The sequence below is a fragment of the Rhodoferax aquaticus genome (assembly GCF_006974105.1).
In the GTDB taxonomy this organism is placed as follows: domain Bacteria; phylum Pseudomonadota; class Gammaproteobacteria; order Burkholderiales; family Burkholderiaceae_C; genus Allorhodoferax; species Allorhodoferax aquaticus_A.
This window is the reverse complement of record NZ_CP036282.1, coordinates 1,201,753-1,228,285: the sequence shown is the minus strand read 5'-3', so window position 1 is coordinate 1,228,285 and position 26,533 is coordinate 1,201,753. Positions and strand designations below refer to the sequence as shown.

Below are 26,533 nucleotides of genomic sequence, written 5' to 3'. Positions count from 1 at the left end.
GCGCATGCAGGCCGTGCCTACCCCCTCCGAAGCCTACTTTGTTGACTTTCAAGACGTTTGGCTCGCCTACAACGCACAGTTGTTAGCGCAGTCGCAGTATGCGGTGGAGGCCATAGACCTGAAGGTCCGCAAAGGCGAGTTCATTGCCATCGTGGGCCCCTCGGGCTGTGGCAAGTCCACCTTCATGAAGCTAGCTACAGGTTTGAAAATGCCCTCCAAAGGGCAGATTCGCATCGACGGCGCGCCGGTCACGGGTCCCCTCAAGATCTCTGGCATGGCATTTCAAGCACCCTCTTTGCTGCCTTGGCGTACCACGGTCGACAACGTGCTGCTGCCCTTAGAGATTGTGGAACCGTTCAAACAACAGTTCAAAGCCAAGCGCGCAGAGTTTGAAGCGCGGGCGCGCACACTCTTACAAAAAGTAGGCCTGGCGGGCTACGAGGACAAATTCCCGTGGCAACTGTCAGGCGGCATGCAACAGCGTGCCAGCATTTGCCGCGCCTTGATCCACCAGCCCAAAATGCTGTTGCTGGACGAGCCCTTTGGCGCGTTGGACGCATTTACCCGCGAAGAACTGTGGTGCATTCTGCGCGACCTGTGGACAGAGCAGCAATTCAACGTCATCTTGGTCACCCATGACTTGCGAGAGTCGGTGTTTTTGGCCGACACGGTGTACGTCATGGGCAAAAGCCCAGGGCGCTTCATCGTGCGCAAAGAAATCGACCTGCCCCGTCCGCGTGACCTAGAGCTCACCTATACCGCGGAGTTCACCGACATCGTGCATGAACTTCGCAGCCATATTGGCGCAGTCAGACAAAAGGCGATGAGCGTATGAGCACCACCACCTTGTACCGTTGGGCACCCGTGGCTCTAGCCCTCCTACTGCTGCTGCTTTGGCAACTGGTGTGCGCCGTGTTTGCGATACCTGAGTACTTGTTTCCATCCCCCTGGGCGATCACGCAGTCACTCATCGAGTTCGCCAGCCCCATAGGCCAAGCGGCATGGAAGACGTTTTGGGTCACGATGATCGGTTTTGGCTTGTCCATTGTGGTGGGGGTGATGCTGGGCTTTTTGGTGGGCTCCTCGCGCTTGGCGTATGCCGCAGTGTTTCCGCTCTTGGTCGCTTTCAATGCGGTGCCCAAAGCAGCCATCGTGCCGATCTTGATCGTGTGGTTTGGCATCGGCGTGGGGCCGGGGATTTTGACGGCGTTTTTGATCTCGTTTTTCCCGATCACCGTGAACATGGCCACTGGCTTGGCGACACTAGAGCCAGAGCTGGAGGACGTGCTGCGCGTGCTAGGGGCAAAGCGCTGGGATGTCTTGGTCAAAGTGGGCCTGCCCCGTTCCATGCCTTACTTTTTTGGCTCACTCAAGATTGCGATTACCTTGGCTTTTGTAGGTACCGTATTGGCCGAAATGACCGCTGGCGACTCTGGCATTGGCTACCTGATGCAGTCGGCAGGCTCGTCACAGCGCATGCCCTTGGCCTTTGCGGGCCTCGTGGTCATTGGTGCAATGGCTATGGCCATGTACGAGCTCTTTAGCTTCATTGAGAAGAACACTACCGCCTGGGCGCACCGCAGTTCACAGGGCGAGTAACCATGCTGTGCGTCCATGGCGTACACAGCTTGTAACAAAAGCAAGCCCAAGCGGCCTATTGTCTAGTTAGCCTTTTGCCGATGTAATAGCGGTACACGGTTGGTGCAAGGTCTTCCATGAGAAATTGCACCGAATCTGTGCATCGCGCACGACACGGGGGCTCCATGGCAATGGGCGGATGATGCAGTTTGACGAAGACCTCTCCAGTTGCTCTGCCTTGGTGGTGGATGGGAACCCCACGTCTCGCTCTATCCTGATCTCTCAGTTGCGGGACTTTGGCGTCGGCAAAGTGGCCCAAGCAGCCCGGGCGTCCGATGCACGGCGTCAGTTGGAGTTTCGAAGCTTTGACTTCGTGCTGTGCGAACTCAATTTTCATGGCGACGACCGCTCAGGCCAAGACCTGCTCGACGACTTGCGCCGCAACCAGCTGCTGCCCTTCTCCACCATCTTCATCATGATCACCGGTGAGGCCACCTATGCACGGGTAGCCGAAGCGGCAGAGTCGGCCTTGGATGGCTACTTGCTCAAACCCCACAAAGCCACCCATTTGGCGGAACGCCTGCGCCAAGCGCGCATTCGCAAAAAATCATTCAAAGAGATCTTCGATGCCATCGAGGCTGAGGACTTCAACCAAGCCGCTGAACTGTGTCTGGCGCGGTTTGAGAGCAAAGGCATGTTTTGGCTGTATGCCGCCCGAGTGGGTGCCGAGTTACTGCTGCGCCTGGACCGCACCAATGACGCGCAAACTCTTTACAAGGCGGTGGTGGCAGCCAAGACGCTCCCATGGGCGCGGCTAGGTATTGCCCGTGCGCAGCTGGACGCGGGCCAGCTCACCCAGGCCACCCACACGCTAGAAAACCTGATCAGCAGCGAACCGAACTACGCCGATGCCTATGACGTCATGGGGCGCGCGCACTTTGAACTCGGCAGGTTTGACCAGTCCCTAGAGACCTACCGCATGGCCGCCAGCATGACACCGGGCTCCATCACCCGGCTGCAAAACTTGGCCATGATGTGCTACTACGCGGGCGACCATGAAGAGGCAGAGCGCCTGTTAGACCGCACCACGCGCATGGGCCTAGAGTCCAAGATGTTTGACTGTCAGACCCTGGTGCTACTGGCCTTTACGCGGCTAGAGAGCACAGACCGCAAAGGCTTGCTGCGCTGTGTGGACGACTTTGAGCGCCTGATTGAAAAGAACCCGGATGACCCCCGACAACGCCGACTCGCCCGCATCGTCACGACCCTGAGCCTGATCCAAGACAGCCAGTTTGCCCTGTCTGTAGAAGCGGTACGTGCTATGGGGGCTACGGTCAAAGACATGGACTTTGACTTTGAATCTGCCAACAACCTGCTGGCGTTGATGGCGCATTTGGCTCGGCAAGCGATACAACTTGATGACATTGAACCCGTAATCGACCAGCTGGGCCTGCGCTTTTGCAACACCCGGGCCTTAACCGAGCTACTGGCCAGCAGCGCACAGGCACACCCACCCTACGCGGAGCGCATTCGGGCCTGCCAAGTGAAAGTTTTGGAGTACGCAGAAACCGCGGTCTCACTGAGCTTGGCGGGCAAGGCCACGGCAGCCGTCACCAACCTGATTGTGTTCGGCACTGAAACCTTGAGCGCGCGGCTCATCGACAACGCCATGCAAATGATTTATCGGCACCGCGCCAAGATTGAAGATGCCACCAAGCTAGAAGCCCAAGTGCAAGAGTTGCGCATCCGCTCGGGCAGTGCCAAGCTGTCGTTGGGCGAGAAAAAACGCCAAGCGGGTGGACTCACCCTGCGCACAGGTCGCCGCGCACCGCCGCCCAAAGTGGACAGTGACGATGACGACTCCCAACTCGACTTGGCCTTTGTCCCTACGCGAACGGCCGCTCCACCCAAGGCACCAGCGCCATCCTCTCCCGCAGCAGCTTTTATGGCAATGGCCGCAAGAAACAAGGCATAGGCAGCAGTTCAAGGGCAGTACTGCAAGACATTGACGTCACTACTTTGTCATGCGCATGTCATGTTTGCAAGGCAAGCTAGCAGTTTGGTTTTTGCTAAGTAACGGGCACACACACCCGCTTTCACCATGAGTTTTGATTCCCCCCAACATACCGAAGAGATGGTTCGCCGCATTCGCCGCGACATCATGGACAGCTACGACGAAGAGCTGGAAATGGAGCTAGACGACGGCACCATGGAAGCCCTCTCGGGCCAGCAAACTGAGGCGCAGACCGACGAAGACAAAGCCGCGCGCCGACGCTACTTCCAAGAGCTGTTTCGCCTGCAGGGCGAGTTGGTCAAGCTCCAAGACTGGGTGGTGCGCAGCCGCCACAAAGTGGTCATCTTGTTTGAAGGGCGTGACGCCGCTGGCAAGGGCGGGGTGATTAAACGCATCACCCAGCGGCTCAACCCCCGCGTGGCCCGCGTGGCCGCGTTGCCTGCACCCAATGACCGCGAGCGCACGCAGTGGTACTTTCAACGCTATATCTCGCACCTGCCAGCGGCCGGAGAAATCGTGCTGTTTGACCGCAGCTGGTACAACCGCGCGGGCGTAGAACGTGTCATGGGCTTTTGCACGGACGATGAGTACGAAGAGTTCTTCCGCACCGTGCCCGAGTTCGAAAAAATGCTGGCACGCTCGGGCATTCAGCTCATCAAATACTGGTTCTCCATCACCGACGAAGAGCAGCATTCGCGCTTTTTAGGCCGCATTCACGACCCGCTCAAGCAGTGGAAGCTCAGCCCCATGGACCTGGAGTCGCGTGTGCGCTGGGAGGAGTACACCAAAGCTAAAGAGGTCATGTTGGAGCGCACCCACATTCCTGAAGCGCCATGGTGGGTGGTGCAAGCCGTAGACAAAAAGGCGGCGCGCCTGAACTGCATCCACCACTTGCTGGAGCAAATTCCGTACACCGAGGTCGAGCACCCGCCAGTGCAACTCCCAGCCCGCGTACGGCACGACGACTACATTCGCCACCCGGTGCCGGACGAAATCATTGTGCCGGAGCGCTATTAGTTGAATAGCTGGATACGCTTATCCATCGGGCGCAAGGGCCTGATGTGACCTTGAAACCAAGCACTTATGCCAAAGCAGATTCACACACTGCCAAGGCTTGCCCAAAGTCAAGGTCTTGCAGGGCTTGCGCAAGGGCATCTTGGGTCTGTGGGCTCAACGAAGACAACTGCTGCCTTAACTCTGCGTAGCGCTCTAGCACCGCATAGTCTTCCTTCAACAACAAAGCCTGCAGGTCTTGCAATGCGACTTGCGCAGACGTCTGCCCATCGGGCTGTGCGGGCATAGCTGCTAGAGATGCGGCCGGCTCAAGCAGTTCAATAGCTTGACGTAACTGCCCTGCTGCTCGCGCCAACGTAGCATCTAGCTCCAGCCACTGGGCAGGTAAAAAGTCGTCCGCCGCGCGCATGCTTTGGCTATGGGTTTCCCACTGCCCCGCTATCTGGGCCAAATCGCGAAGGCCCAAGGTACCTGCGTTGCCTTTGAGGGTGTGCAACAGCATGGAAGCCTGCACAAACGCGTGGCTGTGCACGTGCTGACGTAGCGTCTGGGCCACGTCAGCCAGCTCTGCAGAAAAATCACGTGCTGTGCGCACGTACAGCCCACGCAAGCCGCCCATACGCGCAATGGCGGGTGCCAGGTCTACGCCATCGACCTCGGTTAAGTTGCCATTGGCAGTTTCTGCGTGACCTTGTGCCGGTAAGGACACCACCGCGGCGGCGGGCTGGGCCACAAACCCGGTTAACTGAATCAGCGTGTGCACCAAATGGCCCATGTCAAAAGGCTTGCCGATGTGGGCGTTCATGCCAGCGTCTATACAGGCTTGGCGGTCACTGTCCATGGCATTGGCGGTCATGGCCACAATGGGAAGGCTCGTCCACTGCGCATGCTGGCGAATGGCCCGGGTTGCGTCGTAGCCATCTAAAACGGGCATCTGCACATCCATCAGCACCACATCAAACTGCGGCTCGGCGCTCAGCACCGCTTCCACCCCCAACTGACCATTCCCTGCCAAAGAAACCAGAGCACCTTGGGCCGTGAGCAGCTCTTCGGCCACCTGCTGGTTCAGCAGGTTGTCTTCCACCACCAAAATGCGCATGCCCTGCAACTGGCGCGCACTGCTGCCGGCACGCACGGCTTGGCGCATGCGGGTTTGGCCCGTGGAGGCATCGGCAATAGCCTCCCACAATAGGGACTCCGTCAGCGGCTTGGCTAGCAAGCCATGGATCATTTTTTGCTCATCAAGGGTGCGTTGCGCCAGGTGGTCACGCCCTTGTGCAGACAGCATGAGGAAGGTAGGCCCTTTGCCCCTTTGGCCCGCGACTTGGCCGCGCAACTGGCGCACAAGCTCCCAACCGTCCATGCCCGGCAAATGCCAATCCACCAACAGCAATGCATACTCAACAGCGGCTGCGCCGGTCTGCTGCGTCAAGGCCAAGGCATGGATGCCGCTCTCGGCCTCATCCACTTCCCAGCCCCAGGAACGCATGGTTTTGGCCACACTGCGCCGTGCCAAGGTGTTGTCATCTACGAGCAACACGCGGCGTGCCTCCATGGACTGCCGCGCAGGGAGCACAAGTTCATCAGGTACTTGGGCGGGCACTGCAAACTCCACTTCAAACGAAAAGCGGCTACCTTGCCCCAAAGCACTGCGCACCTGCAGGGTGCCCCCCATCAAATCCACCATGCGCTGCGATATGGCCAGCCCCAGCCCCGTCCCACCAAACCGCCGCGTGGTGGACGCTTCCGCTTGAGAGAAAGCACTAAAAATATGCGCTTGGTGCTCTGGTGCAATGCCAATGCCACTGTCTTCCACCGCAAACTCTATGCGCACCCGCTCAGCGGCCATCGCTTGTGCCGCATTCGCGAGGCTGGGCACCACTTGCACTGAGACCACCACACTGCCTGCAGCGGTGAATTTCATGGCGTTGCCGCCTAAGTTGGTCAGAACTTGCTGCAAGCGCAGAGCGTCTGCCACCAGCACCTCGGGCAAAGCAGGGTCAATGTCAAAGACGATCTCCACATCCTTCTTGCCCGTATTACCCGAAAGCACTACGGCCAAGTCTCTCAAGAGTTGCTCAGGCCGCATGGGTCTAAGCTCCAAGCTCATCTTGCCGGCATCCACCTTCGAAAAATCCAATATGTCATTGAGCAGGCCCAAGAGTGACTTGGCTGCACCTTCGGTTTTGCGCACGTAGTCCAGCTGCTGGGCGTCCAGCTCGGTGCGCTGTACCAAGCTCAGCATGCCCAAGATGGCATTCATGGGGGTGCGAATTTCGTGGCTCATATTGGCCAAAAACTGGCTCTTGCTCTGACTCGCCACTTCAGCCTTGTCGCGCGCTTCTTGCAAGGACTGGGCGTACTGCGCTGCCTCAGTCACATCCCAATTGGTGCCCACCATGCTCACGGCTTTGCCGTACTCATCCATTTGGACCCGCCCAAAAGCCTTCAGGTGGTGCACCGTGGTATCGGGCCACACCACACGAAACTCATGGTTGAAGAGTTTCCCCGTTTGAAGGCTCTCTTGTATCAAGGCGTCGGCTTGAGAAACGTCTTCAGGGTGCACCAAACCTGCCCATAGTGCATAGTCCGCGCGGCGTGGAGCGAAATCCAATCCGTACAGGGCGCTCAGTTGCGCATCCCATAGCAACTCACCCGTGACCAGATCCAGGTCCCAAATGCCAATGCCCCCGCTGGTCGTGGCCAAGCGCACACGCTCTTGGGCCTGCGCCAAAGCCAAGCGGGCTGCGCGGGCCTGCGTGACGTCTTGGAAAGCGCCCACCAGTCGCACCGGCTGGCCATTGACAAACTCGACCTGCCCTACCGCACGCACCCAAATGCTGGGCTGACCCCGCGGAACAAAAGGCAGTTCCAGGTCAAAGCCAGGACCACCTTGCATAGCCACTTGGACTGCGTGCTCCACCTGTTCCCTAGCGCCCGGGGGGTAAAACGCGGTGGCTTCTTCCATCGTCGGCTGGTATCCGGGCTCCACACCATGGATAAGGCAGGTCTGCTCAGACCAGAAGATGCTGCCTTCTTGCAAGTCCACTTCCCAGCCGCCCGTCCCTGCGACCATGGCCGTGCGGTTGAGCATGGACTGGGTCTTGCGCAAGGCTTCATCACGCTCATGGCGTTCGGTAATGTCTTGCACCGTGCCTACGTAGCCGATGCGGCTCCCCGCCTCATCGTTGACAGTTCTGGCCAAGGTCGTCACATAGCGCACCGTTCCATCGGGCCGCAGCACACGGTAGTCCACCGTATAGATTTCTTGGTCCACCGCAGCGGTTCGCATGGCCTGACGCACTTGCGCCAAGTCATCTGGATGCACCACCGTCAGCCACTGGTGGCCCAAACTCTGCTCGCCCGATAGGCCGTAAATGGACTGCCAATGGGGATTGGTGTAGGTGCATTCTCCGCGGACATTGGCGTGGTAAATGCCCATAGGCGAGCTGTCGTGCAGGGCGCGCATACGCCCTTCACTCTCTGCCAACGCAGCCAATGCGGCTTGCGACACGCGCATCGCCCGGCGTCCTTCTAAAGCTTGGGCGGCTGCTAGTGCCAAGCAGCGAAGTATTTCGCGCTGGGCATCCGACAAGGCACGCGCCTGACGGTCAATCACACACAAGGTGCCAATGCGTTGGCCATCGGTCATGAGAATGGGCGCACCTGCGTAAAAGCGGATGTCGGGCTGCGATGCCACCAAGGGGTTGTCGGCAAAGCGGGGGTCTTGCAGCGCGTCAGGGACTTCAAACACCTCATCCCCCAAGATGGCGTGCGCACAAAAGGCAAGATCACGCGGGGTCTCTGACACACCGGGTAGTCCAATGTTGGCCTTGAACCATTGGCGCTCCGTGTCGACCAAGCTGATCAGCGAGATGGGCACACCACACACCAAGGAAGCCACTTTGATGAGCGCATCAAACTCCTCTTCAGGCCCGGTGTCTAAGACGTCCAAGCCTTTCAGTGTGGCCAAGCGGGCGGCTTCGTTTGCGGGAATTGCGGCTGACTGCATCAACGTCCTTTGCAAAGCTAAGGTGGGCACCGGTCCCCGCATGGGTGCTCGGCAGGCGTTGGCAAATTATGGTGAAGAAGCGCGTGGCTGCATAGCAAATTCGACGAATCTCCTTGCAAACGCCGATGGCACACACCTGAGAGGTTTAGATGTAGCCCCTGCGGAAGTTCAAAAAGTGGCCTTTGTAGGCCTCACCCGTGTTTTGGTGCAGGCCCGCGCGCTGCATGTCCAGCACGTAGCCCCGCTCTTGCATCTTGCGGCAAAAGCCATTGCGGTTGCCACGGTCAGGGTCCAACACGATCACATCGACCTGCGGACTTGAGTGCAGGTCAATAAAGCCCGACAAGGTGTCCGGCTGCTGGCGCTCGTACAGCACATCGCTTGCAATAATCAGGTTAAACAGGCCCAAGCCCAGGTTTTCACGCTCCCAGTGCCCGGTCTGGTACTTCATGGGAGGCAGGCCATTCAAACGGGCGTTCTCTTGCAAAAATGCATCGCTCAAGGGGTGGCAATCACTGGCGGTCACATCACCCAGCCGCTTGTGGATCACCATACTGGCCAAGCCCAAGCCGCAGCCAATTTCTAGCACGCGCTTGTTGACGAGGTCTTGGGTTTGCATGGCGTTGGCCAGCATGCGGGCAGAGGGCCAGACCAACCCGAACAAGGGCCACGCCGCAGACGAAATACCGGCCGCCTCGGCCGCCCCGTCAGCATCGTCGTACTGCATTTTGTCTAGCAGTGAGCGAATATGAAAGTTGGAGTCACCCAGCCTGTGGGTTTCGTGTTTGCAGTGGTAACCCGACATAGCAGGGTCCTTGTAGAAGGGGTTGCGATGCGAAGCGTGCACTTCGCTCAACAAACACAACACTTGCTACATGCGATGCGGGCCGATGGGGCGAGTATAGAGACCCGGACCGCAGGCGTCTACCAAGCAACGCCAATTGCTACTTTATTGATAGCTGCTCAGGCTTTATCCATAGGCGGAAACCGCATATTTGCCTTTGGACTTAAGTCGCCGCAGCATCAAATCGAAAACTCGATGCAGTCACACCTCCAAAGATGCCCTCTTCGTGGTACACGCAGGTGGCTGCGTCGCCAGCGGCGGCCCCCAAGGCCACCATCAAGGGAAGCAGGTGCTCCTCGCGGGGGTGGGCCATCCGGGCCGAAGGCGCTTGCGCCCAGTTGACCAAGCGCGCTTCGCGCTGTTCTGGCGAGCTATGGAGCAAGGTGTCTTGCAACCATGCGTCAAAGGCGTTGGAGGGCTGTCTGGCTTGGGGGCCAAACATGCGCAGGTTGTGGTAGCTCTGGCCACTGCCGACGATCAAGACCCCTTCGTCACGCAGGGGGGCCAATGCACGCCCCAAGGCGATGTGGATGGCGGGGTCTAAGCCTGCCTTCAATGCAACTTGCAGAACGGGGACCTGGGCGTCGGGATACATCACCACCAGAGGCGCAAAGGTGCCGTGGTCAAACCCCCGGTGCGGATCCAAATGGCTAGGCAGTCCAGCGGCGTGAATCAAGCTCTCGATGCGCTGCGCCAGTGCCGGCGCGCCCGGCGCTGGGTACACCACTTCGTAGGTATGCGCTGGAAAGCCAGAGTAGTCATACACCATGGGTGGCTTGGCATGGGACATGACGGCAAAGTCAGCCTCCTCCCAATGGCCGGAGATCACCAGCACTGCGCTGGGCGTGGTGCCTACTTGCCGAGGCATGTCTTGCAGTGCCTCCTCCAAAACGCGCATACGGGCACGCATGTCTTCCATGTAGGGCCAGGGTCCACCGCCGTGGGAGATGAAGTACGTGGGCATGCGGGTCATAAACGGGTTTTCCTTTGCTAGTGTGCGTTTGAGGTGTACGCGTAGGCGTGCCCACCAAGCTGCTTAGTTGGAGCCAACTGCAGCGCAATCAAGTAGGCACAGTACTTGCGAAGCAGTTAAACGCGTAGCGTGCCGCCGAGGACTCAGGACTTCTACCTAGTTCGCGAGAAAACCCCGGCAAGACACAGCGCCAGTGTGAACAACATTCGACTAATTCATTTTGATCGGGCCATGATTCAACCTCGTCACATTCTTGCTGGTATCGGCGGCGCAGGTGTTACTCCATTCGCATGGTGCCCCTCTGGGCAACTGGGCTTGCAGTACAACCAAGGTGCGCCGTTGAGGGCAAAAGCACGAGGTCGGCGAGCATATCTCCAGCGCTTAGGTGTCCTAGGCGCGCTTCTCAAACACAGGGTAAACCCGAACTAACGTGGGTGCACGTATAGCTCACACTCGGCGCACCCTCTTTGCCCTTAGTTTTGTACGCACGATGATCCAACGCCGCCAGTTACTCACCAGCCTCGCTTCACTCAGCCTCAGCCCGTGGGCCTTTGCCCAAGCCGACAAGGGTATTGTTCTAGGCCAGTCTGCCCCTTTTAGCGGCCCTTCTGAGCAACTGGGAGTGCAGTACAACCAAGGTGCACGCCTGTACTTTGAAGCCCTGAATGCCAAAGGCGGGGTCAACGGCCGCACGATTGAAATCAAGCGCCTAGACGACGCATACGACCCTGAAAAATGCGCCAACAACACGCGCCAGTTCATCAGTGAGGGCGTGTTTGCTTTGTTTGGCTATGTGGGCACCGCCACCAGCATGGCGGCACTGCCTCTGGCGACCGAGGCCAAAGTACCGCTGTTTGCACCGCTGACTGGCGCACAAACGCTGCGTGACCCCGTTAATCGCTACGTGGTGAACTTGCGAGCTTCGTACTATGACGAAACCGCCGCCATCATCAAGCAGTCCACCTCCGTGGGCATCAAAAAGTTTGCTGTCTTCTACCAAAACGATAGCTACGGCCAAACCGGTTTGGAGGGGGTTGTCCGTGCTTTGGCACCGCTGAACTTGAAGCCTGTAGCCACTGGCACCGTCGAACGCAACTCCAACGATGTGGCAGCAGCGCTTAAAGAAATTTTGGACAAAAACCCCGAAGCCATCGTGCAAGTGGGCTCTTACCGTGCCTGTGCCACCTTTATCCGCTTGGCGCGCAGGGCAGGCTATAGCGGCAATTTTTACAACCTGTCCTTCGTGGGCACCCAAGCCTTGAGTGACGAACTCGGCACCGTGGCGCGCGGTGTGGTGGTGAGCCAGGTCATGCCCTACCCCTACTCATCGGGGACGGTCATTGCGGCAGAGTACCTAGGCGCCATGCAAGCCGCAGGTTTGGTCGCAACTGGCCCCAATTACTCCAGCATGGAAGGGTTTGTGGCAGCCAAGGTGTTCACCGAAGCCGTGCGACGCGCGGGCAAAGCACTCACCCGAGAGAGCTTTATCACTGCAGTTCAAACCATGCAACCCTACAACGTAGGCGGCATGGCCTTTGACTTTAACTCCCAAAAGAACAGCGGCTCTACGTTTGTAGAAATGACATTGCTGACCGAGGACGGCAAGGTGAGGCGTTAAGCTCGGTTGCTCATGGGGCCGAGGCCCCGTGAGTCAAGGCACAGAGACCTACAAAGCCGCTTCCAGCACCCGTCGGCTTACCGCCAAATCAATGTCCCGGTGCTCACCGAGCTGGGTCATGCCGTGTGACTCCAGTTGGGCAACCACGGCACTCACCACGCTGGCGTCTAAGCCATAGTCCCTCAAGCGGGTTGGAATGCCCATGTGCTCGAAAAAGGTGCGGGTATTCTCAATGGCGGCTGCAATGCGTTCATCCTCAGTCCCAGACCGAATGCCCCACACGCGCTGGCCATACTGCAAGAGCTTGTCGCGTTTTTGCACCCGCCGCTCGTGCAACATGGCTGGCAACACGATGGCCAAGGTGCGGGCATGGTCAATGTTGTGCAACGCGGTGAGTTCATGCCCGATCATGTGGGTGGACCAGTCTTGGGGCACCCCAGCCCCAATGAGACCGTTGAGCGCCAGCGTTGCGGCCCACATCAGCGTCGCGCGGTCGTCGTACACCGGCTCTTTGGCGTCCAACAGACGAGGCCCCACCTCCACCAAGGTTTGCAACAGCCCCTCCGCAAAACGGTCTTGCACGGGTGCATGGGACGGATAGGTCAAATACTGCTCCACCGTGTGCACGAAGGCATCGACCACGCCGTTGGCCAACTGCTGCACCGGCAATGTGTAAGTTTTGGTGGGGTCTAGCACTGCAAACCGGGGGAACACGTGGGAGCTGCGAAACGGCAGCTTGGCACCCATATCTCGCCGCGTAATCACGCCGCCGTTGTTCATCTCAGAACCGGTGGCTGGCAAGGTCAGTACGGCACCAAAGGGCAAGGCGCTTTGGATGTTTCGGCCACCCTTGAGCAAAATAGTCCACGGGTCACCCTCAAAGGGCACCGCCGCCGCAATGAACTTGGTGGCGTCAATAACCGAACCACCGCCCACAGCCAACAGAAAATCAAAACCCTCAGAACGAATCTGATTCACGGCCTGCATGGCCGTATCAAAACCAGGGTTGGGCTCAATACCCGCAAACGTGCTGTGGGCACGTTCGCCCAAAGCCGAGCGTACCTCGGCCAACGTGCCCGTCTTCTCGGCACTGGCGCCCCCCACCAAGATCAAAACCTTGGCGCTTGCGGGCACCAGCTTGGCGAGGTCGGCCACTCGACCTTTGCCAAAAGCGATATGGGTTGGGTTGTGGAAATCAAAGTTAAACATAACGCTCCTTCACATGGGCCAATCAAACACTGAGGGCCAAAACCCCATTGTGCGCGCGGGAGGTCGTGTGCTCTGTCTCCGCGGTGCCTCAATGCGCCGCTTTGTCGCCCCACAGTTGTTGCAGGCGCGCATCCCGACCACAGCTCGTGCGGTAGTACTTGTAGCGCAGCGGGTTCTTCTTGTAATAGTCTTGGTGGTATTCCTCTGCGGGGTAAAAGGCGCCGCCCATCACCACATCGGTCACGACGGGTTCTTTGAACGGTTTGCTCTTGTCAAGCGCAGCGCGTGAAGCGGTTGCAATCCGCAGTTGCTCTGCATTTTGCGCAAAGATGGCGGTACGGTACGGACTGCCCCGGTCGCAGAACTGCTGATCTTTGGTGGTGGGATCAATAGTTCGCCAGTAGTACTCCACGAGTTGCTGGTAGCTCACTTTTGCTGGGTCAAACAGCACTTCAACGGCTTCCGCATGCCCCGTGCTGTGGCTAGACACCTGTTCGTAGCTAGGGTTGGCAGTCCTCCCCCCGGTGTAGCCTGAGGTGGTGCTCAGTACCCCTGGTACCTTGTCGAAATCAGATTCCACACACCAAAAGCATCCGCCCGCAAACACGGCCTTTGCGGTGGCCGCAGCGGGGCTTGCGGTGGTCTGGGCCAAGCCCGCGCTGGGCGCCCAAAGAGCTGCAGCGGCGATGGCCACGGCCATGGCCAATAGCCGCCTCGCGGAGGCAAGGAAAGAAAAGTAGCTTGTGAAAATGCGTGGCATACAGAGCACCTGCGTTGTGGGTTGTAAGGCTTGGTCGGCTGAAATCGCCACACCTTACACCGTCTCAGCGCCCACGTCAGCGCAGTTTTAGCGGTCCCCTGTACCTTTTGTAAACACGAAGTAAAGCCCTGAACCTCTTGCTTGCAATCGCCACAAACACCCACATGTACGGCCGGTAAGTCTATTGATGGCAAAGGAAGCTTTTCATGTTCAGTTTCTCAGGTGGCACACGCACCGCAAAATGGCTCAGCACGCTGGCGCTTGCGGCTTTTTCACTGGGTGCAATAGCCCAGGCAGAGCCCAGCCTCAACCAGGTCTATGAAACGGCCCAAAGCGGGCAGCTAGACAAAGCCCAAACCATGATGCAGCAGGTGCTGGTGGCCCACCCCAACAGCGCCAAAGCCCATTTTGTGCAAGCTGAGCTGCAGGCTCGACAAGGGCGAGCCGCGCAAGCGCGTGAGTCTCTTGCCACCGCTGAAAAGTTGGCTCCCGGCTTGACGTTTGCCAAGCCGGAGGCGGTGCAAGCGCTTAGGGCACAGTTGGCAGCTAGCCCGGGCCCCGCAGCTGCAACGCGCACTGCACCGGCACCCGCTGCCGCAACCCCCTTCCCATGGGCCTTGGCCATACTGGCGGGCAGCGGTCTGCTTGCGTTTGCCATTTACACCTTAGGAAAAAAGCGCAAACCCGCAGCCAGCGCTGCACAGCAAGACCCTAGCGCGAGCTTGCTCGGTCCACAAACCTTTGGCCAAGGGACCTTGGGCAATGGCGTGGCACCGCCCTACAGCCCAGCGGGCTACGCCCCCAACGCCTACGGCCAAGCCCCCAGCAGCGGACTGGGTGGCAAGGTGATGGGCGGGCTGGCCGCTGGCTTGGCGGTGGGCGCAGGGGTCATGGCTGCTGAGGCCATAGGCAGCCGGCTGATGGGCAGTGGCGAAACGCACCCCCCCCAAGACAACAGCTTTGCCAACAATGACTTTGCGGCACCCCATATCAACCGTGACATGGGGGGACCAGGGTTTGGCGTCAACGACAGCAGTTCTTGGGATGACGGTGCCTCGTTTGCCAGCAATGACGCGGGAGGGGGCGACTGGGACAGCTAAGGCTACCCGGCTACGACAAAGTTTCCATACGGGGGATGAATGAGGTATGTTCGGCTTTCAAGTTTTCTCATCTGGTAGCCGAAAAAGAAGAGACTTATGACAGACAACACATCCTCCGCAGCCGCCAACGGCGTTGACTCCACCAACTCTCTGATGTACGAAGGCCTAGGCCACGTAGTGCGTGCGCTCCACGATGCCCTCACATGGGTAGGTGCAGACAACGCCTTGGCCGATGCGTCTAACGAGTTTCCTTCCGCGCGTGAACGTCTCTTGCACGTAGCCACCATGACCGAGCGTGCCGCCAATACGGTGCTCAACAAGGTCGATGAGGCCTCCCCTTTGCAGCAAAACATGGAAGCCTCCGCCAAAGCTTTAGCCAAGCAATGGGAGGGCGTGCAGACCCATGGCTTGAGTCCCGAGATGCAAGCTTTGGTGCAGCAAACCCAAGCGTTTCTGTCAGACACCCAGTTCCGCACGCAGGCCACCAGTGCCGCCCTGTCTGAAATCATGATGGCGCAAGACTTTCAAGACCTGACCGGGCAGCTCATCAAGAAAGTGGCCACCTTGATCGAGCGCACCGAGACGGACCTGATCAAGCTGCTCATCAGTGGCGCGCCTGAAGGCAAAATCGCGTCCCTCAAAAAGGAAGAAGAGCTGGCTGGCCCGGGCGCCGTCGGCAGCATTCGCATGGCCCAAAACGATGTAGACGCCATGCTGGCCGACTTGGGCTTCTAAGCCCGTTTGCTACGCTCCAGCCCAGTCTTGCACATACTGCGGGGTGGGTGCGGTGCACAGTGGGTCTGGCTGGGGGGCTAAACGCTGACTGGCGATAGGTAGCACCCCAACCCACGCTGTGCTGCCCATATCGTCGGCATCATCCACAGCGCCTCCTTCGCGCACCTTGCAAGCGGCCTCGGTCAGCGCAATGCGCAACACCGTGGTTGCCGCATACTCTTTGTCATTCCCCGCACGTATTTCGGCTTGCCGGCCCACCGCCAGTTTGTCCATGAAAGCCTCCAAAGATGCGCGCTTGGCGGCATCACTCTCGACGCGCTCAAACTGGCCATACACCATGGCCGAGCGGTAGTTCATCGAATGGTTGAAGGCCGAACGCGCCAAGACCAAGCCATCGATATGGGTGATGGTGATACACACTTGCGTGCCCTTGCAGAGGTGCTTCATCAAGCGACTGCCATTGGAAGCATGGATGTACAAATGCTCCCCTTCACGCCAACACGCCATCGGAATGCAATGGGTACCTTTCTCATCGGCGAACGCAAGATGGCACACATAGGCCGCGTCAACGATTGCGTACAACGTTGCCGCGTCATAGCGAGCGTTTTCAGCCACCCGGCGCACCCGCGTGCGGTCGCTAGGGGCCATTGGCACGTCTGATGCAGGTGCAATGTGGGTGGTTTCGGTCATGGTGGGCGTTATCAAAAAAAGTGAAAGGAGCCCGCAATGTAGATACATGCGGCTCCTTTTTTAGAGCCACAATCGGGATTTTTTTTAGAACCAGAGATCACAAACACGCCCAGTTATGGACCTTTCCGTTTTGCTAGCCACCTATGCACCTGCACAAGGCTCTGCCCAGAGGCGTCTGCACATAGGTTTACGCACGGCCATTCTCAATGGCACCTTGGCGGCGGGTACACGTCTGCCACCTAGCCGCTCAATAGCGCTCGAATTGCGAATGGCACGCAACACCGTCTTGTATGCGTACAACCAACTAGTCACAGAAGGCTTGGTACACAGCGACCGCACCGGCACGGTAGTCAATGCTTTACCCATGCGCGCGGCGCTCGACGCGCGTGCGGCAAGCCCGCCTGCGGCCGGGCTATCGCGGCGTGCACGCGCCCAGCATGCCCTGCCGCTTGCATCCGATTTAGCCGGGGCTTTTGCGCCTGGCGTCCCCTCGCTGGCCGAGTTCTCTACCTTGGCTTGGCGTCGCACTAGCGAGCGCATATGGCGCCAACTGGGCCCGGCGCAACTGGGCTATGGTGACCCACTGGGCGAACCTGGCCTGCGCGCCGCCATTGCCGACCACTTACGGGCCTCACGCGGTGCGCGTTGCGACGCGCAACAAGTGTTTATCACCGACGGCACCCAAAGCAGCTTGGAGCTGTGCGCGCGTGCCTTTGCGGACGAGGGAGACACCGTGTGGATAGAGAACCCGGGCTATGGAGGTGCCCTGACGGCGTTTCGCAATGCGGGCTTACATGCGGTGGGCATTCCGGTGGACGCAGAAGGCATTGCCCCAAGGGCCCAAGACTGGGCCGCGCGCCCACCCAAGCTCATTTACGTCACCCCTGCGCACCAATACCCCACAGGCGGTGTGCTCAGCATGCAACGACGCGTGGCCTTGCTGACCCACGCAAGCCAAGTAGGCGCTTTGGTCATAGAAGACGACTACGACGCGGAGTTCCGCCACGAAGGCCCCCCGCTGCCCGCCATGCAAGGCCTGACGCAAGGCGCGCCGGTGCTGTACCTCGGAACGTTTAGCAAGATGCTGTTTCCAGCCCTCAGGGTGGGCTATGTGGTAACCCCCCCAAACTTGGCAGGCGCAGTGTCGCAGTTGGTGGCCCATGCCAGCTTGCGGGGACGCACCGCCGAGCAAATGGTGCTTGCAGAGTTCATGCGCAGTGGCCAGTTGAACCTGCACCTGCGGCGCATGCGGCGGGTGTACCGCGCCAGACGCAACGCATTGCTAACGGCACTGCACCAGCACCTAGACGATGTCTGCACCATCCACGGCGAGAGTGCGGGCATGCATTTGGCCCTATGCTTTAAAGACCCGCGCACCGCGGCGGCCCAAGTCAGTCTTGCGGCACTGCGTGCTGGCGTGGCTGCCCCAGCCTTAAGCAGCCATGCGACCAGCGACGGCGTTCCTGCGCAATGGAATGGCTTGGTCTTGGGCTACGCCCAAGTAGATGCCGCGCACATGCAGCCCTTGGTGCAAACCTTAGCCAGCGTGATTCGCCAACACACCCCAAAGCTTTGAGTTTGCAAAGCGCATGCACGCGCCTTAATCCACCCAACCGAATACGGGGTAGCGCATCCACTCCGGCTCGTGGAAACGCTTGCCGTTGGCAAAGATGAACTGCAAGACTTTCTGAGGGTCCGACACGTCTTGGGGGTGCTGGTCTTTCCAGTCTTCAAACTGCGCAGCCAGCAGCGGCTCGGCTTGTAGCATGTCCCACGCCGTGTCTTCAAACACGTAGTCGGAAAACGCTTCTTTCTTCTCCAGCACGCTGTTGAAAAAGCCCCACCGGAAAAAGCTGTCATGGGCCTGCGGCTCTAAGGTTTCTACGGCAAAGCGGGCTTGCGCTTGGTTCAGGGGCACCAGGTAGTCACCGGCATACAACTGCACGTCTTCCATGTGGGTGGTCACGGTGACTCCATCGTGGAACATATGGCCTTCGTAAGGTCTGGCCCGCGTTTGCACATGGGCTATGCGGTACACACCCACCCGGCGTACTTGGTCCTGCGCTAGGCGTTCCGTCACCACCCCGTTCCATTGCAGCCGTTCAATCACCTCGCGCCAGGCTTGGGGAATGACGTAGGCCTTGGGCGTGTCTACCAGCACCTCAGGGGTGCATCGGTTGAAAAACGTAATGTCGTGCTCCCAAGGCTGGCTGCGGTCATACGACAGCCGGGTGTAGTTACCCAACTTGCTGGGGCTGTAGACCGCCTTGAATCCTTTGAAGGGCACTTGCGAAGGCCGCTCGTAGTCAATGCGCCACAGCACGGGCCATTGGCTGCAGCGCGCAGCGTCTGCCTTAGCGGCAGCGCGCAGGGCTTGTAGGGCCGGACCGTGGCTCACGGTATAGGCCAGCACCGTCTCCACCAAAGCACGCATGGAGTCATAACGTTGGGCGAACGTCTTGAGCATGTGGGTCTCAGTCATAAAGCCCACGGTGTGGTGCAAGGCGGCGTAACCGGTAGAAAAACGCGGCACCTCCAAGGAATGCTGGATGCCTTTGTCAGGCGAGTCATGCACCGGGTTGACATAGGGGCAGGTGGGCCAGCCCCGCTGCTCCATGCCTTCGTAAATGGCAGGGAGCATGGTCTCGCGCAGATACGGGCCCAGCACGTCGCCCAGCTTGTCGCTTTGCGTGTGGATCAACGTCATGGTGTAGCTGTAGTCCGCGCCATTGGAGGTGTGGGTGTCCACCATGACATCGGGGTCCCACGCGGTAAAGAAGCGGCAAAAGGCTTGGGCCTCTAGGCTGTCGGCCTTGATGAAGTCGCGGTTGAGGTCCAGGTTGCGCCCATTGCCACGAAAGCCAAAACTCTCAGGCCCCACCTGGTCAGTGCGCGAGCGCTTGTTGCGGTTGTGCATGCCGTCTACGCCGTAGGCGGGAATGAACAAGAACACGGTGCGCCCCAGCGCCGCCAAGCGCTCTGGCTGCAGGCAAAAGTCGCGCACCAGCGCCATGCACGCGTCTATGCCCTCAGGCTCGCCGGGGTGGATGCCGTTGTTGTTGAAGTAGACCGGCCGCCCAAGGGCTTTTAAGGTGGAACGGTCAAACATGCCATCCGCTGTGACCACCCCAGCGTGCAGCGGACGCCCACTGTTGGTGGTGCCAATCTGTGTGAGCTGCAGCACCTGCGGAAACTGCTGCGCCAAGCCCTCGTAAAACGCAATGCACTGCGCCCAGGTGGTGGTTTGGTTGCCATTGCCCAACTCATAGGGCGTTTGAAAGCTAGGAGTGAACGCGTAGGTCATAGGCAGTGCAAAGGGCTTGCTAAAAAAGTGGTGGAATTGTCGCAAATATATTTCATTCATATTTTGAAAACCACCACCAACGCCGGTTGCTATTATTTACATAGCTACCGACGCTTATGGCTTAGGCGCAAGCGGCCTATTCACTCTGTCGCACCCATGGGCCGCAGGTATGCGCTGCCCCTTTGTGCACGCGCGGTGTCGGAACTGCTGACGCAACAGGTGCCTACCTGCGCGTCAGGTTCACCGCGTGGGTGTTGCACCGCACCGACCCTGTGCGCGTCACAGCGCAAGCTCCCACCCTTATCAACCCGCGGGCCCCTTAGGCCAAGGAGCACACCATGAGTTTGGGCAGCATTCTTTTAATCATTCTGGTCTTGATGCTGATTGGGGCTTTGCCCAGTTGGCAGCACAGCCAAGCTTGGGGCTACGGCCCCAGCGGCGGCTTGGGCGTGGTCCCAGTGGTTTTACTCGTCTTCATCCTGATGGGACGGCTGTGATGCCTCCGCCCGTATTCCCCACTTCACTAGGAGCCCCCATGTTTCACCTCAGCCCAAGTACCCTGCGCGCATGCCGGCTCACCGCAGGCGCACTGTGCCTGGCCTTGGCCGCCTGCAGCAGCCTAAAGACGCCCGCCACCGCTGACGTGGCCGTGTCCAAAGCCGCCGTAGATAACGCAGCAACTGCAGGCGGTGCGCAATACGCCCCCGACGAAATGCGCACCGCGCGTGAAAAGCTGGCGCGCGCCAACCAAGCCCTGGCCGCCAAAGACTACGCCATGGCGGTAGACCTAGCCGCCCAAGCCCAGGCCGACGCCAAGCTCGCCCAAAGCAAGGCCAACTCCACCAAGGCACAAGCCGCCGCAGCGGCGCTGCAAGACGACATACGCGTACTGCGCGAAGAGATTGAGCGCAACAACAAGTAGGTCCCCAGTGCCTTTGCCAACGCTAGGCCCCCACATCGCCCTCCACCATTTTTGAGACTACTCCAATGAAAACACCCCCACTTCCCCGCCATCTGACGACCCGGTTGGCCCCCATCGCGCTCGCACTGGCCGCGTTCTTAGGTGCGTGCAGCAGCTTGCCCAACAACACCACCCTGCTGGAGCAAACCCGTATGGACTACCGGGTCGCAGTTGCCAACCCGGACGTGGCGACCTACGCCCCACTGGAGATGAAGCTTGCCAGTGACGCACTCTCGCAGGCCAACACCGCCGCGATGGATAGGGCGAGCGCCGAAGACATCGACAAACTGGCCTACCTGGCCAAGCAAAGAATTGGCATTGCCCAAGCCCTTGCCAGCCAAAAGGCTGCCGAAGCCCAAGTCGCCAACGCCAGCAAAGTGCGTGACCAAGTGCTGCTGCAACAACGTACGGTAGAAGCCGACCAGGCCAAGGCTGATGCGGCCATCGCCCAGGCGCGGGCCGATCGGGCCCGCCTTGACACCCAACAGGCCCTGGACGCAAGTGCCGCCGCCCAAAACCAAGCCCAAAACGCCCTGGACAGAAACGCCTTGCTAGAGCGTCAGCTGGCCGCCTTGGCCGCGCAAAAGACCGAGCGCGGCTTTGTCATTACCTTGAGCGATGTGCTGTTCGGCACCGATCTCGCCCGCCTCAATGGCGACGGCATACGCACCGCCCAAAAGTTGGCGAACATCTTGCAAGAAAACCCGCAGCGCAGGGTGTTGATTGAGGGCTTTGCCGACAGCACAGGCAGCAGCGCGCACAACCAAGAGCTGTCTGAGCGGCGCGCCAACGCGGTCATGGAAGCCCTGCAAAACTTGGGCATACCTGCAGGGCGCATTGACGCCAAGGGTTATGGCGAGGCTTATCCCGTGGCTGCCAACGACACCGCACCTCAACGCCAACGCAACCGGCGGGTGGAAATTGTGTTGTCTGACGAGTCGGGCAGGGTCCCGCCGCGCTGACTATGGGGCACATAAGTAATTTAAATAATTTACTTATTGAGTTTTCGGCTACATTTGTAATCAATAAAGTTTACAAATGCAGCCACCATGGAACGCACGCCCCTCAAGACCACCCTGCTCATCATGGCCGCCTGCATGGTGGCTTTGTTCTCCACCGTGGGAGCGGCGCTGCCCTACCCCATCTTGCCGCCGCTGTTCGCGGCAGAGGCCAACAACAACTTCAACCACTATTTGGGCTTGCCGCCCAAGCTGCTGTTCAGCGTGGCACTGGCCATTAACCCCTTGGGCTTGCTCATTGGCTCAGCACTTTTAGGCCCTTTGTCAGACCGCTACGGCAGGCGCCCTGTACTGCTGGGTACCGCACTGGCGGCGGCCTTGGGCCACGCGGTGACCGCTGCCGCGCTGCTGATGCAGTCTTACCCGCTGTTTATCGTGGCGCGCTTTGTCACAGGCCTCATGGAGGGCAATGGCAGCGTGGCGCGTGCCATGCTTGCCGAGCAACTCGAAGGCAGCCTGCGCGTGCGGGCCATGGCTTGGCTCAATAGCGCGTTTTACATGGGCTGGCTGGCCGGCCCCTTGCTGGCGGGACTCACTTTGCCCTTTGGTGTCACCGTGCCATTTTGGGTGGCTGTGGCTGCGCTCTTGGTAACCGCCAGCATCGCCGCTATTGCCATTGCGCCCCAAGCGCCCAGCATGTGCCACACGGGTTGGTGGCAGGTGGTCAAGCATGAAAACTCGCTGCGGCTGCTGAGCCACGCGCCACTGCGCACCTTGTTCATCGTGCACCTGGCCTACACCTGTGGCATTACTGCTTTTTATGAGTTTTACCCGCTATGGCTGGTGGAGACTTGGAAGTTTGACGCCGCCGCCATTGCGTGGACCACCGCGGCCCTGTGCGGCGCCATGACCTTGGCCAGCACCGTGGCCGGGCGCAATGAACCCAAAGTGCCTCTGCTGCAGGCCAGCCGCTGGGCTGTGCTGACAGCCAGTTGTGTAGCGGCCGTCGGGCTGGGTTCGCCGCAGGTGGGCTTGGTAGCCATTGTGGCGTTTGCCGTTCCCAATGCGTTTTACAACGCCATCATGCCGGCGTGGTGCGCAGAGCGCTTTGGCCACTTAGGGCAAGGGGCGGTGATGGGTTTGCTGTCCACCACGTTTTGCATTGCCAACATCTTGATGGCCATGGCAGGCGCGGTACTTACCTTGTTTGACACCCGCTGGGTTTTGCTCTTGGGCGCGGTCTTGGGGGCTTGGTCAGCCTGGCGCATCGCGCAGTGGAACAAGACCATAGACAAAGCCCCCCACACCGTGACCCACAACTCGGCTATGGTGCGACCATGAACACAGCTGAGCACATACTGTTTTTAATCAAAACCCGGGGCCCCGCTACCGCCCAACAGCTAGCGCTGGCCTTAAACCTCACCTCCATGGGCGCTCGGCGCCACTTGGAAACGTGGCAAGACAAAGGCCTGTTGCAAGCCGAAGACCGTGCCGACAAAGTGGGCCGCCCTGCGCGCTACTGGATGCTCACCGACGCGGGCCACGCCCGCTTTCCTGACCGCCACAGTGACCTCACCTTGCAGCTCATCGCCCAAGTGCGCTCGCTATTCGGCGAAGCGGGCCTAGATCAACTGATCAGCGCCCGTGAAAAAGCCAGCGAGGCAAGTTACGCGCAGCGCATGCAGGGCACCAGCACCTTGGCCGAGCGTGTGGAGGCTCTGGCCCAGGTGCGCGAGGAAGAAGGCTATATGGCCCACGCCGAGGTGCTGCCCGACGGTGGCTTCTTGCTCGTAGAAAACCACTGCCCGATCTGCGCCGCAGCCAAAGAGTGCCAAGGCTTTTGTCGCTCAGAACTCGCCGTCTTTCGCACCGCACTGGGCCCACAAGCCCAAGTAGAGCGTGTAGACCATGTGCTGGCTGGGGGACAGCGGTGTGCGTATGCCATTACGCCCATCAAACCGATAAAGGGCTAAATCTCCGGCCCGTGGACTCCCCAGAAAAGCGGCCTAAAGACAGGGCTTTCCCCACAGCAAGGCAAGTTCATAGGGGGTATTCTGCGGAGAACACATTTAGGCTCAAGCACTACTTCTATGCTCTCCATGCAGTCAGCTCCAATAGGCTCTTACGTGGCGCAAGAACTACCGAGCGTGCCTAGCCACATCGATGATGCGCTGCGAGCCGCGCGGGAGCGGGTGCTTCAAACGGCGTTAGAGCACGGGGAGTCTTACCACCGGGCTGGCATGTTGGTGGAGGCCGAAGAGTTTTACCGCACCATCTTGCAAGAAGACCCAGAGCACGCCCAAGCACATCACCGCTTGGGTCTACTCGCCGTGCATGCCAAGCAGCCAGAGCAAGGCGTACTGCTATTGAAAAAGGCACTTGCGCTATGTCCAGAGTCCATGTCTTTCCGTTTGGATTTGGCAGATGCCCTTATCCAATCACAGTGCTTGCTGCAGGCATGGACGGTCTTGAACGACTCCCCTGACAAACCGGGATACGCCACAGCCCTCATTCCTCTCCTGCTCGATCTGTCCGAGGCTATGGAAGTGTCAAAGTCCGCTGGCGGCGTTTACGCCGCGTCCAGCCTGAAACGCAAAGCAGACAAAAGGTACCAAGCCCTGCGCGCGAGCAAGACCAAAATGCACGAGCAAGCCGCAGCGACACAGCTACTCGCCCAAGAGAAATTCCAAGCGCTTGAGGCGTTAGCACTTGATTTGCTTTTTAAGTGCCCCATGGACAACTTTTGTTGGGAGCTCTTTGGTTTGGCCCTGTTCCAAGGTCGTGGGGGCAAGGGTGCCGATGCATGCCTGCGTCGTGCGGTTGCCTTGGCACCTACCGTCGCGGAGAATCAATACAACCTTGGCGGCGTGCTCACGATACAGGGAAAGCTACAGGAGGCTGAAGACGCATTTCGCAGCGCATTGCGCATTGATCCTCAAGACGCCCTAGCGCACATGAACTTGCTTTTCTGCCTAAGCCACAACGCTACGGTGGGGGCACAGCAACTCTTTGAAGAACACCGCCGCTTTGGAGAGGTGTTTGAGGCGCCTTTGCGCAAGAGTTGGCCGAAGCACGCCAACGACCGCAACCCTCAGCGCGTGATTCGGGTCGGATTTGTCTCGCCAGACTTTCGTACGCATGTCGTAGCCAAGTTCATACTGCCGATGTTCGAGCGTTTAGCGAAGGACACATCACTGACACTGATCGCCTACTACACGCTGGCTACCGTCGATGAGGTGACCACGCAAATACGCGGCCACTTTGCGCAGTGGAATCACGTTGCCGGTATGTCTGATGAAGCGCTCGCGGCAACCATCCTCGCAGACCAAGTGGATATCTTGGTGGATCTGTCAGGGCACACGCGGTTCAACCGACTGTTGGCCTTTGCGCGCAAGCCAGCACCAGTGCAGGTCAGCTGGATTGGGTATCCAGGCACGACGGGTTTGACTGGCATGGACTACTACTTGGTGGACAAGGTCTTGTGCCCGCCCGAGAGCCCGATTGAGCAGCAATTCACAGAAAAGCTTGTACGGTTGCCCACTTGTGGCCTCATCCAACCCGAGGCGGGGCTACCTGATCCTGGGCCCTTGCCTGCGCTTCGCAATGGGGGATTGACCCTTGGCAGCTTCAATCGCATCGGGAAAATTACCCCGGAGTCCGTGGCACTGTGGGCAAAGCTTTTGCATGCATTGCCAAGCGCGCGACTCTTGGTAGGCGATGTCAATTTCGATGACGGCGTTGACCTCCGACTCATCGCGTCGTTTGAATCGCTTGGCATTGATCGGCAACGGCTGCGACTCGAGCCTCGCCGGGACATTCAAGGCTATCTGGCCTTGCACCAAGAAGTAGATTTTTGCCTAGACACTACGCCCTACGGTGGGGGCACCACCACCTACCATGCCTTGCACATGGGTGTGCCTACGCTCACCTTGTTTGGTGACACACTCACTCGCAGATTGGGCCTTTGCATACTGACCCATTACGGTTGCGAGCAATTCGCGGCAGACAATGAGCAGCATTTTGTAGAAAAGGGCGTTTACTGGAGCGAACACCTCCATGAACTCGCTGCGGTGCGCGCTAGTTTGGCGGAAAAGGTAAGACTCCACCAAGAAGCCCAAGTGCAGCAACAACGCATGGTCGATGGTATTTCGCGCGCGTTCAGGACCATGTGGAAGCGCTGGTGTGCCGGTCTACCTGCCGAGTCGTTTGATGCGTGAGCCTGTTGACGCGACCCCAGTCAGCCCCTCCATATGGTTCCTGAAATCTACGTCACGCGCCCCCTTCTGATCCCAGCAGGGCATCCGGTGCAGACGCAATTCACCGAGAAAATGTCCCCAAGCACCGTGGCGTTGTGGTCACGTTTATGGATAGATGCGCCGACTTCATTACTTCGCATAGGTGACGCGGATGGGCAGGAAGGCTCTATCGATCAGAGGGTGCAGGGGTTTGCGCAAGGCAGCAACCCCAAGGCCCGACTCCTATTTGTCGCGCGACGTGAAACCTTGGCGTACGTGCGTCCCGACCATGCGATAGATAGGCGTCTAGACCCCGTGCCTTATATAGCAGGGACCAGCACAGTTCATGCGCTTTGGATGGGTGTACCCGCACTGACGGCGGCCGGAAAAACCGACTTCACTGGCCATCGGGCTTGGGTGGGTTTCCGAAAGATGTGGCACCGTTGGCGCCAACATTTACCAGCAAAGTCTATGGACGTATTTTTGTCTGGCTCGAACAGTACTATGCCTCAGGCAATAACTTAACT

Annotated in this window: 21 protein-coding genes; 14 read left to right on the top strand and 7 right to left on the bottom strand. The window is 59.1% G+C overall.

Annotated features, from left to right (window positions below; translation table 11 throughout):
- The first annotated feature begins 4 nt into the window (after positions 1-4).
- The 4 genes from EXZ61_RS05775 (at position 5) to ppk2 (ending at position 4,609) form a co-directional block, all read left to right on the top strand.
- Positions 5-835 carry an ABC transporter ATP-binding protein gene (locus tag EXZ61_RS05775; protein ID WP_142809888.1) on the top strand — a complete coding sequence of 277 codons (831 nt, stop codon included), beginning with the start codon at positions 5-7 and terminating at the stop codon, positions 833-835.
- On the top strand, positions 832-1,599 hold the full coding sequence (locus EXZ61_RS05770; protein ID WP_142809886.1) for an ABC transporter permease: 768 nt from the start codon (positions 832-834) through the stop codon (positions 1,597-1,599). Before EXZ61_RS05775 ends, EXZ61_RS05770 begins: the two co-directional genes overlap by 4 nt.
- Positions 1,600-1,777: 178 nt before the next feature.
- A complete protein-coding gene (locus tag EXZ61_RS05765; protein WP_142809884.1) occupies positions 1,778-3,553 on the top strand; it encodes a response regulator in 1,776 nt (591 codons plus the stop codon).
- A gap of 126 nt (positions 3,554-3,679) precedes the next feature.
- Positions 3,680-4,609 (top strand): polyphosphate kinase 2, encoded by a 930-nt coding sequence (gene ppk2, locus EXZ61_RS05760; RefSeq protein ID WP_142809882.1) that lies wholly within the window; start codon positions 3,680-3,682, stop codon positions 4,607-4,609.
- Positions 4,610-4,673: 64 nt separating this feature from the next.
- Here ppk2 and EXZ61_RS05755 read toward each other — a convergent pair whose 3' ends face one another.
- The 3 genes from EXZ61_RS05755 to EXZ61_RS05745 form a co-directional block, all read right to left on the bottom strand.
- Positions 4,674-8,618 carry a PAS domain-containing protein gene (locus EXZ61_RS05755; protein WP_168224711.1) on the bottom strand — a complete coding sequence of 1,315 codons (3,945 nt, stop codon included), beginning with the start codon at positions 8,616-8,618 and terminating at the stop codon, positions 4,674-4,676.
- 145 nt (positions 8,619-8,763) lie between these two features.
- Positions 8,764-9,423 carry a class I SAM-dependent methyltransferase gene (locus EXZ61_RS05750; protein WP_142809878.1) on the bottom strand — a complete coding sequence of 220 codons (660 nt, stop codon included), beginning with the start codon at positions 9,421-9,423 and terminating at the stop codon, positions 8,764-8,766.
- Positions 9,424-9,625: 202 nt separating this feature from the next.
- Entirely contained in the window at positions 9,626-10,435 is an 810-nt protein-coding gene (locus EXZ61_RS05745; RefSeq protein ID WP_142809876.1) for a DODA-type extradiol aromatic ring-opening family dioxygenase, read from the bottom strand.
- A gap of 490 nt (positions 10,436-10,925) precedes the next feature.
- On the opposite strand from EXZ61_RS05745, the gene EXZ61_RS05740 reads away from it, so the two are divergent.
- On the top strand, positions 10,926-12,053 hold the full coding sequence (locus EXZ61_RS05740) for an ABC transporter substrate-binding protein (RefSeq protein ID WP_142809874.1): 1,128 nt from the start codon (positions 10,926-10,928) through the stop codon (positions 12,051-12,053).
- 48 nt (positions 12,054-12,101) lie between these two features.
- On the opposite strand, the gene EXZ61_RS05735 is transcribed toward EXZ61_RS05740, so the two are convergent.
- Together EXZ61_RS05735 and msrA are read right to left on the bottom strand one after the other, a co-directional pair.
- Positions 12,102-13,262 carry an iron-containing alcohol dehydrogenase gene (locus tag EXZ61_RS05735; protein ID WP_142809872.1) on the bottom strand — a complete coding sequence of 387 codons (1,161 nt, stop codon included), beginning with the start codon at positions 13,260-13,262 and terminating at the stop codon, positions 12,102-12,104.
- 88 nt (positions 13,263-13,350) lie between these two features.
- On the bottom strand, positions 13,351-14,022 hold the full coding sequence (msrA, locus tag EXZ61_RS05730; protein ID WP_237219100.1) for a peptide-methionine (S)-S-oxide reductase MsrA: 672 nt from the start codon (positions 14,020-14,022) through the stop codon (positions 13,351-13,353).
- 206 nt (positions 14,023-14,228) lie between these two features.
- Between msrA and EXZ61_RS05725 the strand changes: the two genes are divergently transcribed.
- Both EXZ61_RS05725 and EXZ61_RS05720 read left to right on the top strand, forming a co-directional pair.
- Positions 14,229-15,122 carry a tetratricopeptide repeat protein gene (locus EXZ61_RS05725; protein ID WP_142809870.1) on the top strand — a complete coding sequence of 298 codons (894 nt, stop codon included), beginning with the start codon at positions 14,229-14,231 and terminating at the stop codon, positions 15,120-15,122.
- A 96-nt stretch (positions 15,123-15,218) separates the two neighbouring features.
- Complete coding sequence (locus EXZ61_RS05720) at positions 15,219-15,857, top strand: protein phosphatase CheZ (RefSeq protein WP_142809868.1); 639 nt, start codon at positions 15,219-15,221, stop codon at positions 15,855-15,857.
- Between the two features lie 9 nt (positions 15,858-15,866).
- Here the strand turns inward: EXZ61_RS05720 and EXZ61_RS05715 are convergent, their stop codons facing one another.
- The gene (locus EXZ61_RS05715; RefSeq protein ID WP_142809866.1) at positions 15,867-16,547 is read right to left on the bottom strand and encodes a pyridoxamine 5'-phosphate oxidase family protein; all 681 of its coding nucleotides are present in this window, start codon (positions 16,545-16,547) and stop codon (positions 15,867-15,869) included.
- A gap of 115 nt (positions 16,548-16,662) precedes the next feature.
- On the opposite strand from EXZ61_RS05715, the gene pdxR reads away from it, so the two are divergent.
- Positions 16,663-18,123 (top strand): MocR-like pyridoxine biosynthesis transcription factor PdxR, encoded by a 1,461-nt coding sequence (gene pdxR / locus EXZ61_RS05710; RefSeq protein ID WP_142809864.1) that lies wholly within the window; start codon positions 16,663-16,665, stop codon positions 18,121-18,123.
- 24 nt (positions 18,124-18,147) lie between these two features.
- On the opposite strand, the gene EXZ61_RS05705 is transcribed toward pdxR, so the two are convergent.
- Positions 18,148-19,851: a M14 family zinc carboxypeptidase gene (locus EXZ61_RS05705; RefSeq protein ID WP_142809862.1), complete on the bottom strand. Its 1,704-nt coding sequence runs from the start codon at positions 19,849-19,851 to the stop codon at positions 18,148-18,150.
- Positions 19,852-20,189: 338 nt separating this feature from the next.
- On the opposite strand from EXZ61_RS05705, the gene EXZ61_RS05700 reads away from it, so the two are divergent.
- The 6 genes from EXZ61_RS05700 (at position 20,190) to EXZ61_RS05675 (ending at position 25,988) form a co-directional block, all read left to right on the top strand.
- Entirely contained in the window at positions 20,190-20,348 is a 159-nt protein-coding gene (locus tag EXZ61_RS05700) for a DUF3309 family protein (protein ID WP_142809861.1), read from the top strand.
- 38 nt (positions 20,349-20,386) lie between these two features.
- Positions 20,387-20,773: a DUF4398 domain-containing protein gene (locus EXZ61_RS05695; protein ID WP_142809859.1), complete on the top strand. Its 387-nt coding sequence runs from the start codon at positions 20,387-20,389 to the stop codon at positions 20,771-20,773.
- Positions 20,774-20,838: 65 nt separating this feature from the next.
- A complete protein-coding gene (locus EXZ61_RS05690) occupies positions 20,839-21,774 on the top strand; it encodes an OmpA family protein (protein WP_142809856.1) in 936 nt (311 codons plus the stop codon).
- Positions 21,775-21,861: 87 nt separating this feature from the next.
- Positions 21,862-23,112: an MFS transporter gene (locus EXZ61_RS05685; RefSeq protein WP_142809854.1), complete on the top strand. Its 1,251-nt coding sequence runs from the start codon at positions 21,862-21,864 to the stop codon at positions 23,110-23,112.
- On the top strand, positions 23,109-23,744 hold the full coding sequence (locus EXZ61_RS05680) for a helix-turn-helix transcriptional regulator (protein ID WP_142809853.1): 636 nt from the start codon (positions 23,109-23,111) through the stop codon (positions 23,742-23,744). The genes EXZ61_RS05685 and EXZ61_RS05680 overlap by 4 nt, the downstream gene beginning before the upstream one ends.
- A gap of 126 nt (positions 23,745-23,870) precedes the next feature.
- Positions 23,871-25,988 (top strand): tetratricopeptide repeat protein, encoded by a 2,118-nt coding sequence (locus tag EXZ61_RS05675; RefSeq protein WP_168224710.1) that lies wholly within the window; start codon positions 23,871-23,873, stop codon positions 25,986-25,988.
- Positions 25,989-26,533: the final 545 nt, after the last annotated feature.

Bases quoted from the DNA above. Each gene is read 5' to 3' on its own strand.
- EXZ61_RS05775 (WP_142809888.1), top strand. From the start codon at position 5: ATGCAGGCCGTGCCTACCCCCTCCGAAGCCTACTTTGTTGACTTTCAA.
- EXZ61_RS05770 (WP_142809886.1), top strand. From the start codon at position 832: ATGAGCACCACCACCTTGTACCGTTGGGCACCCGTGGCTCTAGCCCTC.
- EXZ61_RS05765 (WP_142809884.1), top strand. From the start codon at position 1,778: ATGATGCAGTTTGACGAAGACCTCTCCAGTTGCTCTGCCTTGGTGGTG.
- ppk2 (WP_142809882.1), top strand. From the start codon at position 3,680: ATGAGTTTTGATTCCCCCCAACATACCGAAGAGATGGTTCGCCGCATT.
- EXZ61_RS05755 (WP_168224711.1), bottom strand. From the start codon at position 8,618: ATGCAGTCAGCCGCAATTCCCGCAAACGAAGCCGCCCGCTTGGCCACA.
- EXZ61_RS05750 (WP_142809878.1), bottom strand. From the start codon at position 9,423: ATGTCGGGTTACCACTGCAAACACGAAACCCACAGGCTGGGTGACTCC.
- EXZ61_RS05745 (WP_142809876.1), bottom strand. From the start codon at position 10,435: ATGACCCGCATGCCCACGTACTTCATCTCCCACGGCGGTGGACCCTGG.
- EXZ61_RS05740 (WP_142809874.1), top strand. From the start codon at position 10,926: ATGATCCAACGCCGCCAGTTACTCACCAGCCTCGCTTCACTCAGCCTC.
- EXZ61_RS05735 (WP_142809872.1), bottom strand. From the start codon at position 13,262: ATGTTTAACTTTGATTTCCACAACCCAACCCATATCGCTTTTGGCAAA.
- msrA (WP_237219100.1), bottom strand. From the start codon at position 14,022: ATGCCACGCATTTTCACAAGCTACTTTTCTTTCCTTGCCTCCGCGAGG.
- EXZ61_RS05725 (WP_142809870.1), top strand. From the start codon at position 14,229: ATGTTCAGTTTCTCAGGTGGCACACGCACCGCAAAATGGCTCAGCACG.
- EXZ61_RS05720 (WP_142809868.1), top strand. From the start codon at position 15,219: ATGACAGACAACACATCCTCCGCAGCCGCCAACGGCGTTGACTCCACC.
- EXZ61_RS05715 (WP_142809866.1), bottom strand. From the start codon at position 16,547: ATGACCGAAACCACCCACATTGCACCTGCATCAGACGTGCCAATGGCC.
- pdxR (WP_142809864.1), top strand. From the start codon at position 16,663: ATGGACCTTTCCGTTTTGCTAGCCACCTATGCACCTGCACAAGGCTCT.
- EXZ61_RS05705 (WP_142809862.1), bottom strand. From the start codon at position 19,851: ATGACCTACGCGTTCACTCCTAGCTTTCAAACGCCCTATGAGTTGGGC.
- EXZ61_RS05700 (WP_142809861.1), top strand. From the start codon at position 20,190: ATGAGTTTGGGCAGCATTCTTTTAATCATTCTGGTCTTGATGCTGATT.
- EXZ61_RS05695 (WP_142809859.1), top strand. From the start codon at position 20,387: ATGTTTCACCTCAGCCCAAGTACCCTGCGCGCATGCCGGCTCACCGCA.
- EXZ61_RS05690 (WP_142809856.1), top strand. From the start codon at position 20,839: ATGAAAACACCCCCACTTCCCCGCCATCTGACGACCCGGTTGGCCCCC.
- EXZ61_RS05685 (WP_142809854.1), top strand. From the start codon at position 21,862: ATGGAACGCACGCCCCTCAAGACCACCCTGCTCATCATGGCCGCCTGC.
- EXZ61_RS05680 (WP_142809853.1), top strand. From the start codon at position 23,109: ATGAACACAGCTGAGCACATACTGTTTTTAATCAAAACCCGGGGCCCC.
- EXZ61_RS05675 (WP_168224710.1), top strand. From the start codon at position 23,871: ATGCAGTCAGCTCCAATAGGCTCTTACGTGGCGCAAGAACTACCGAGC.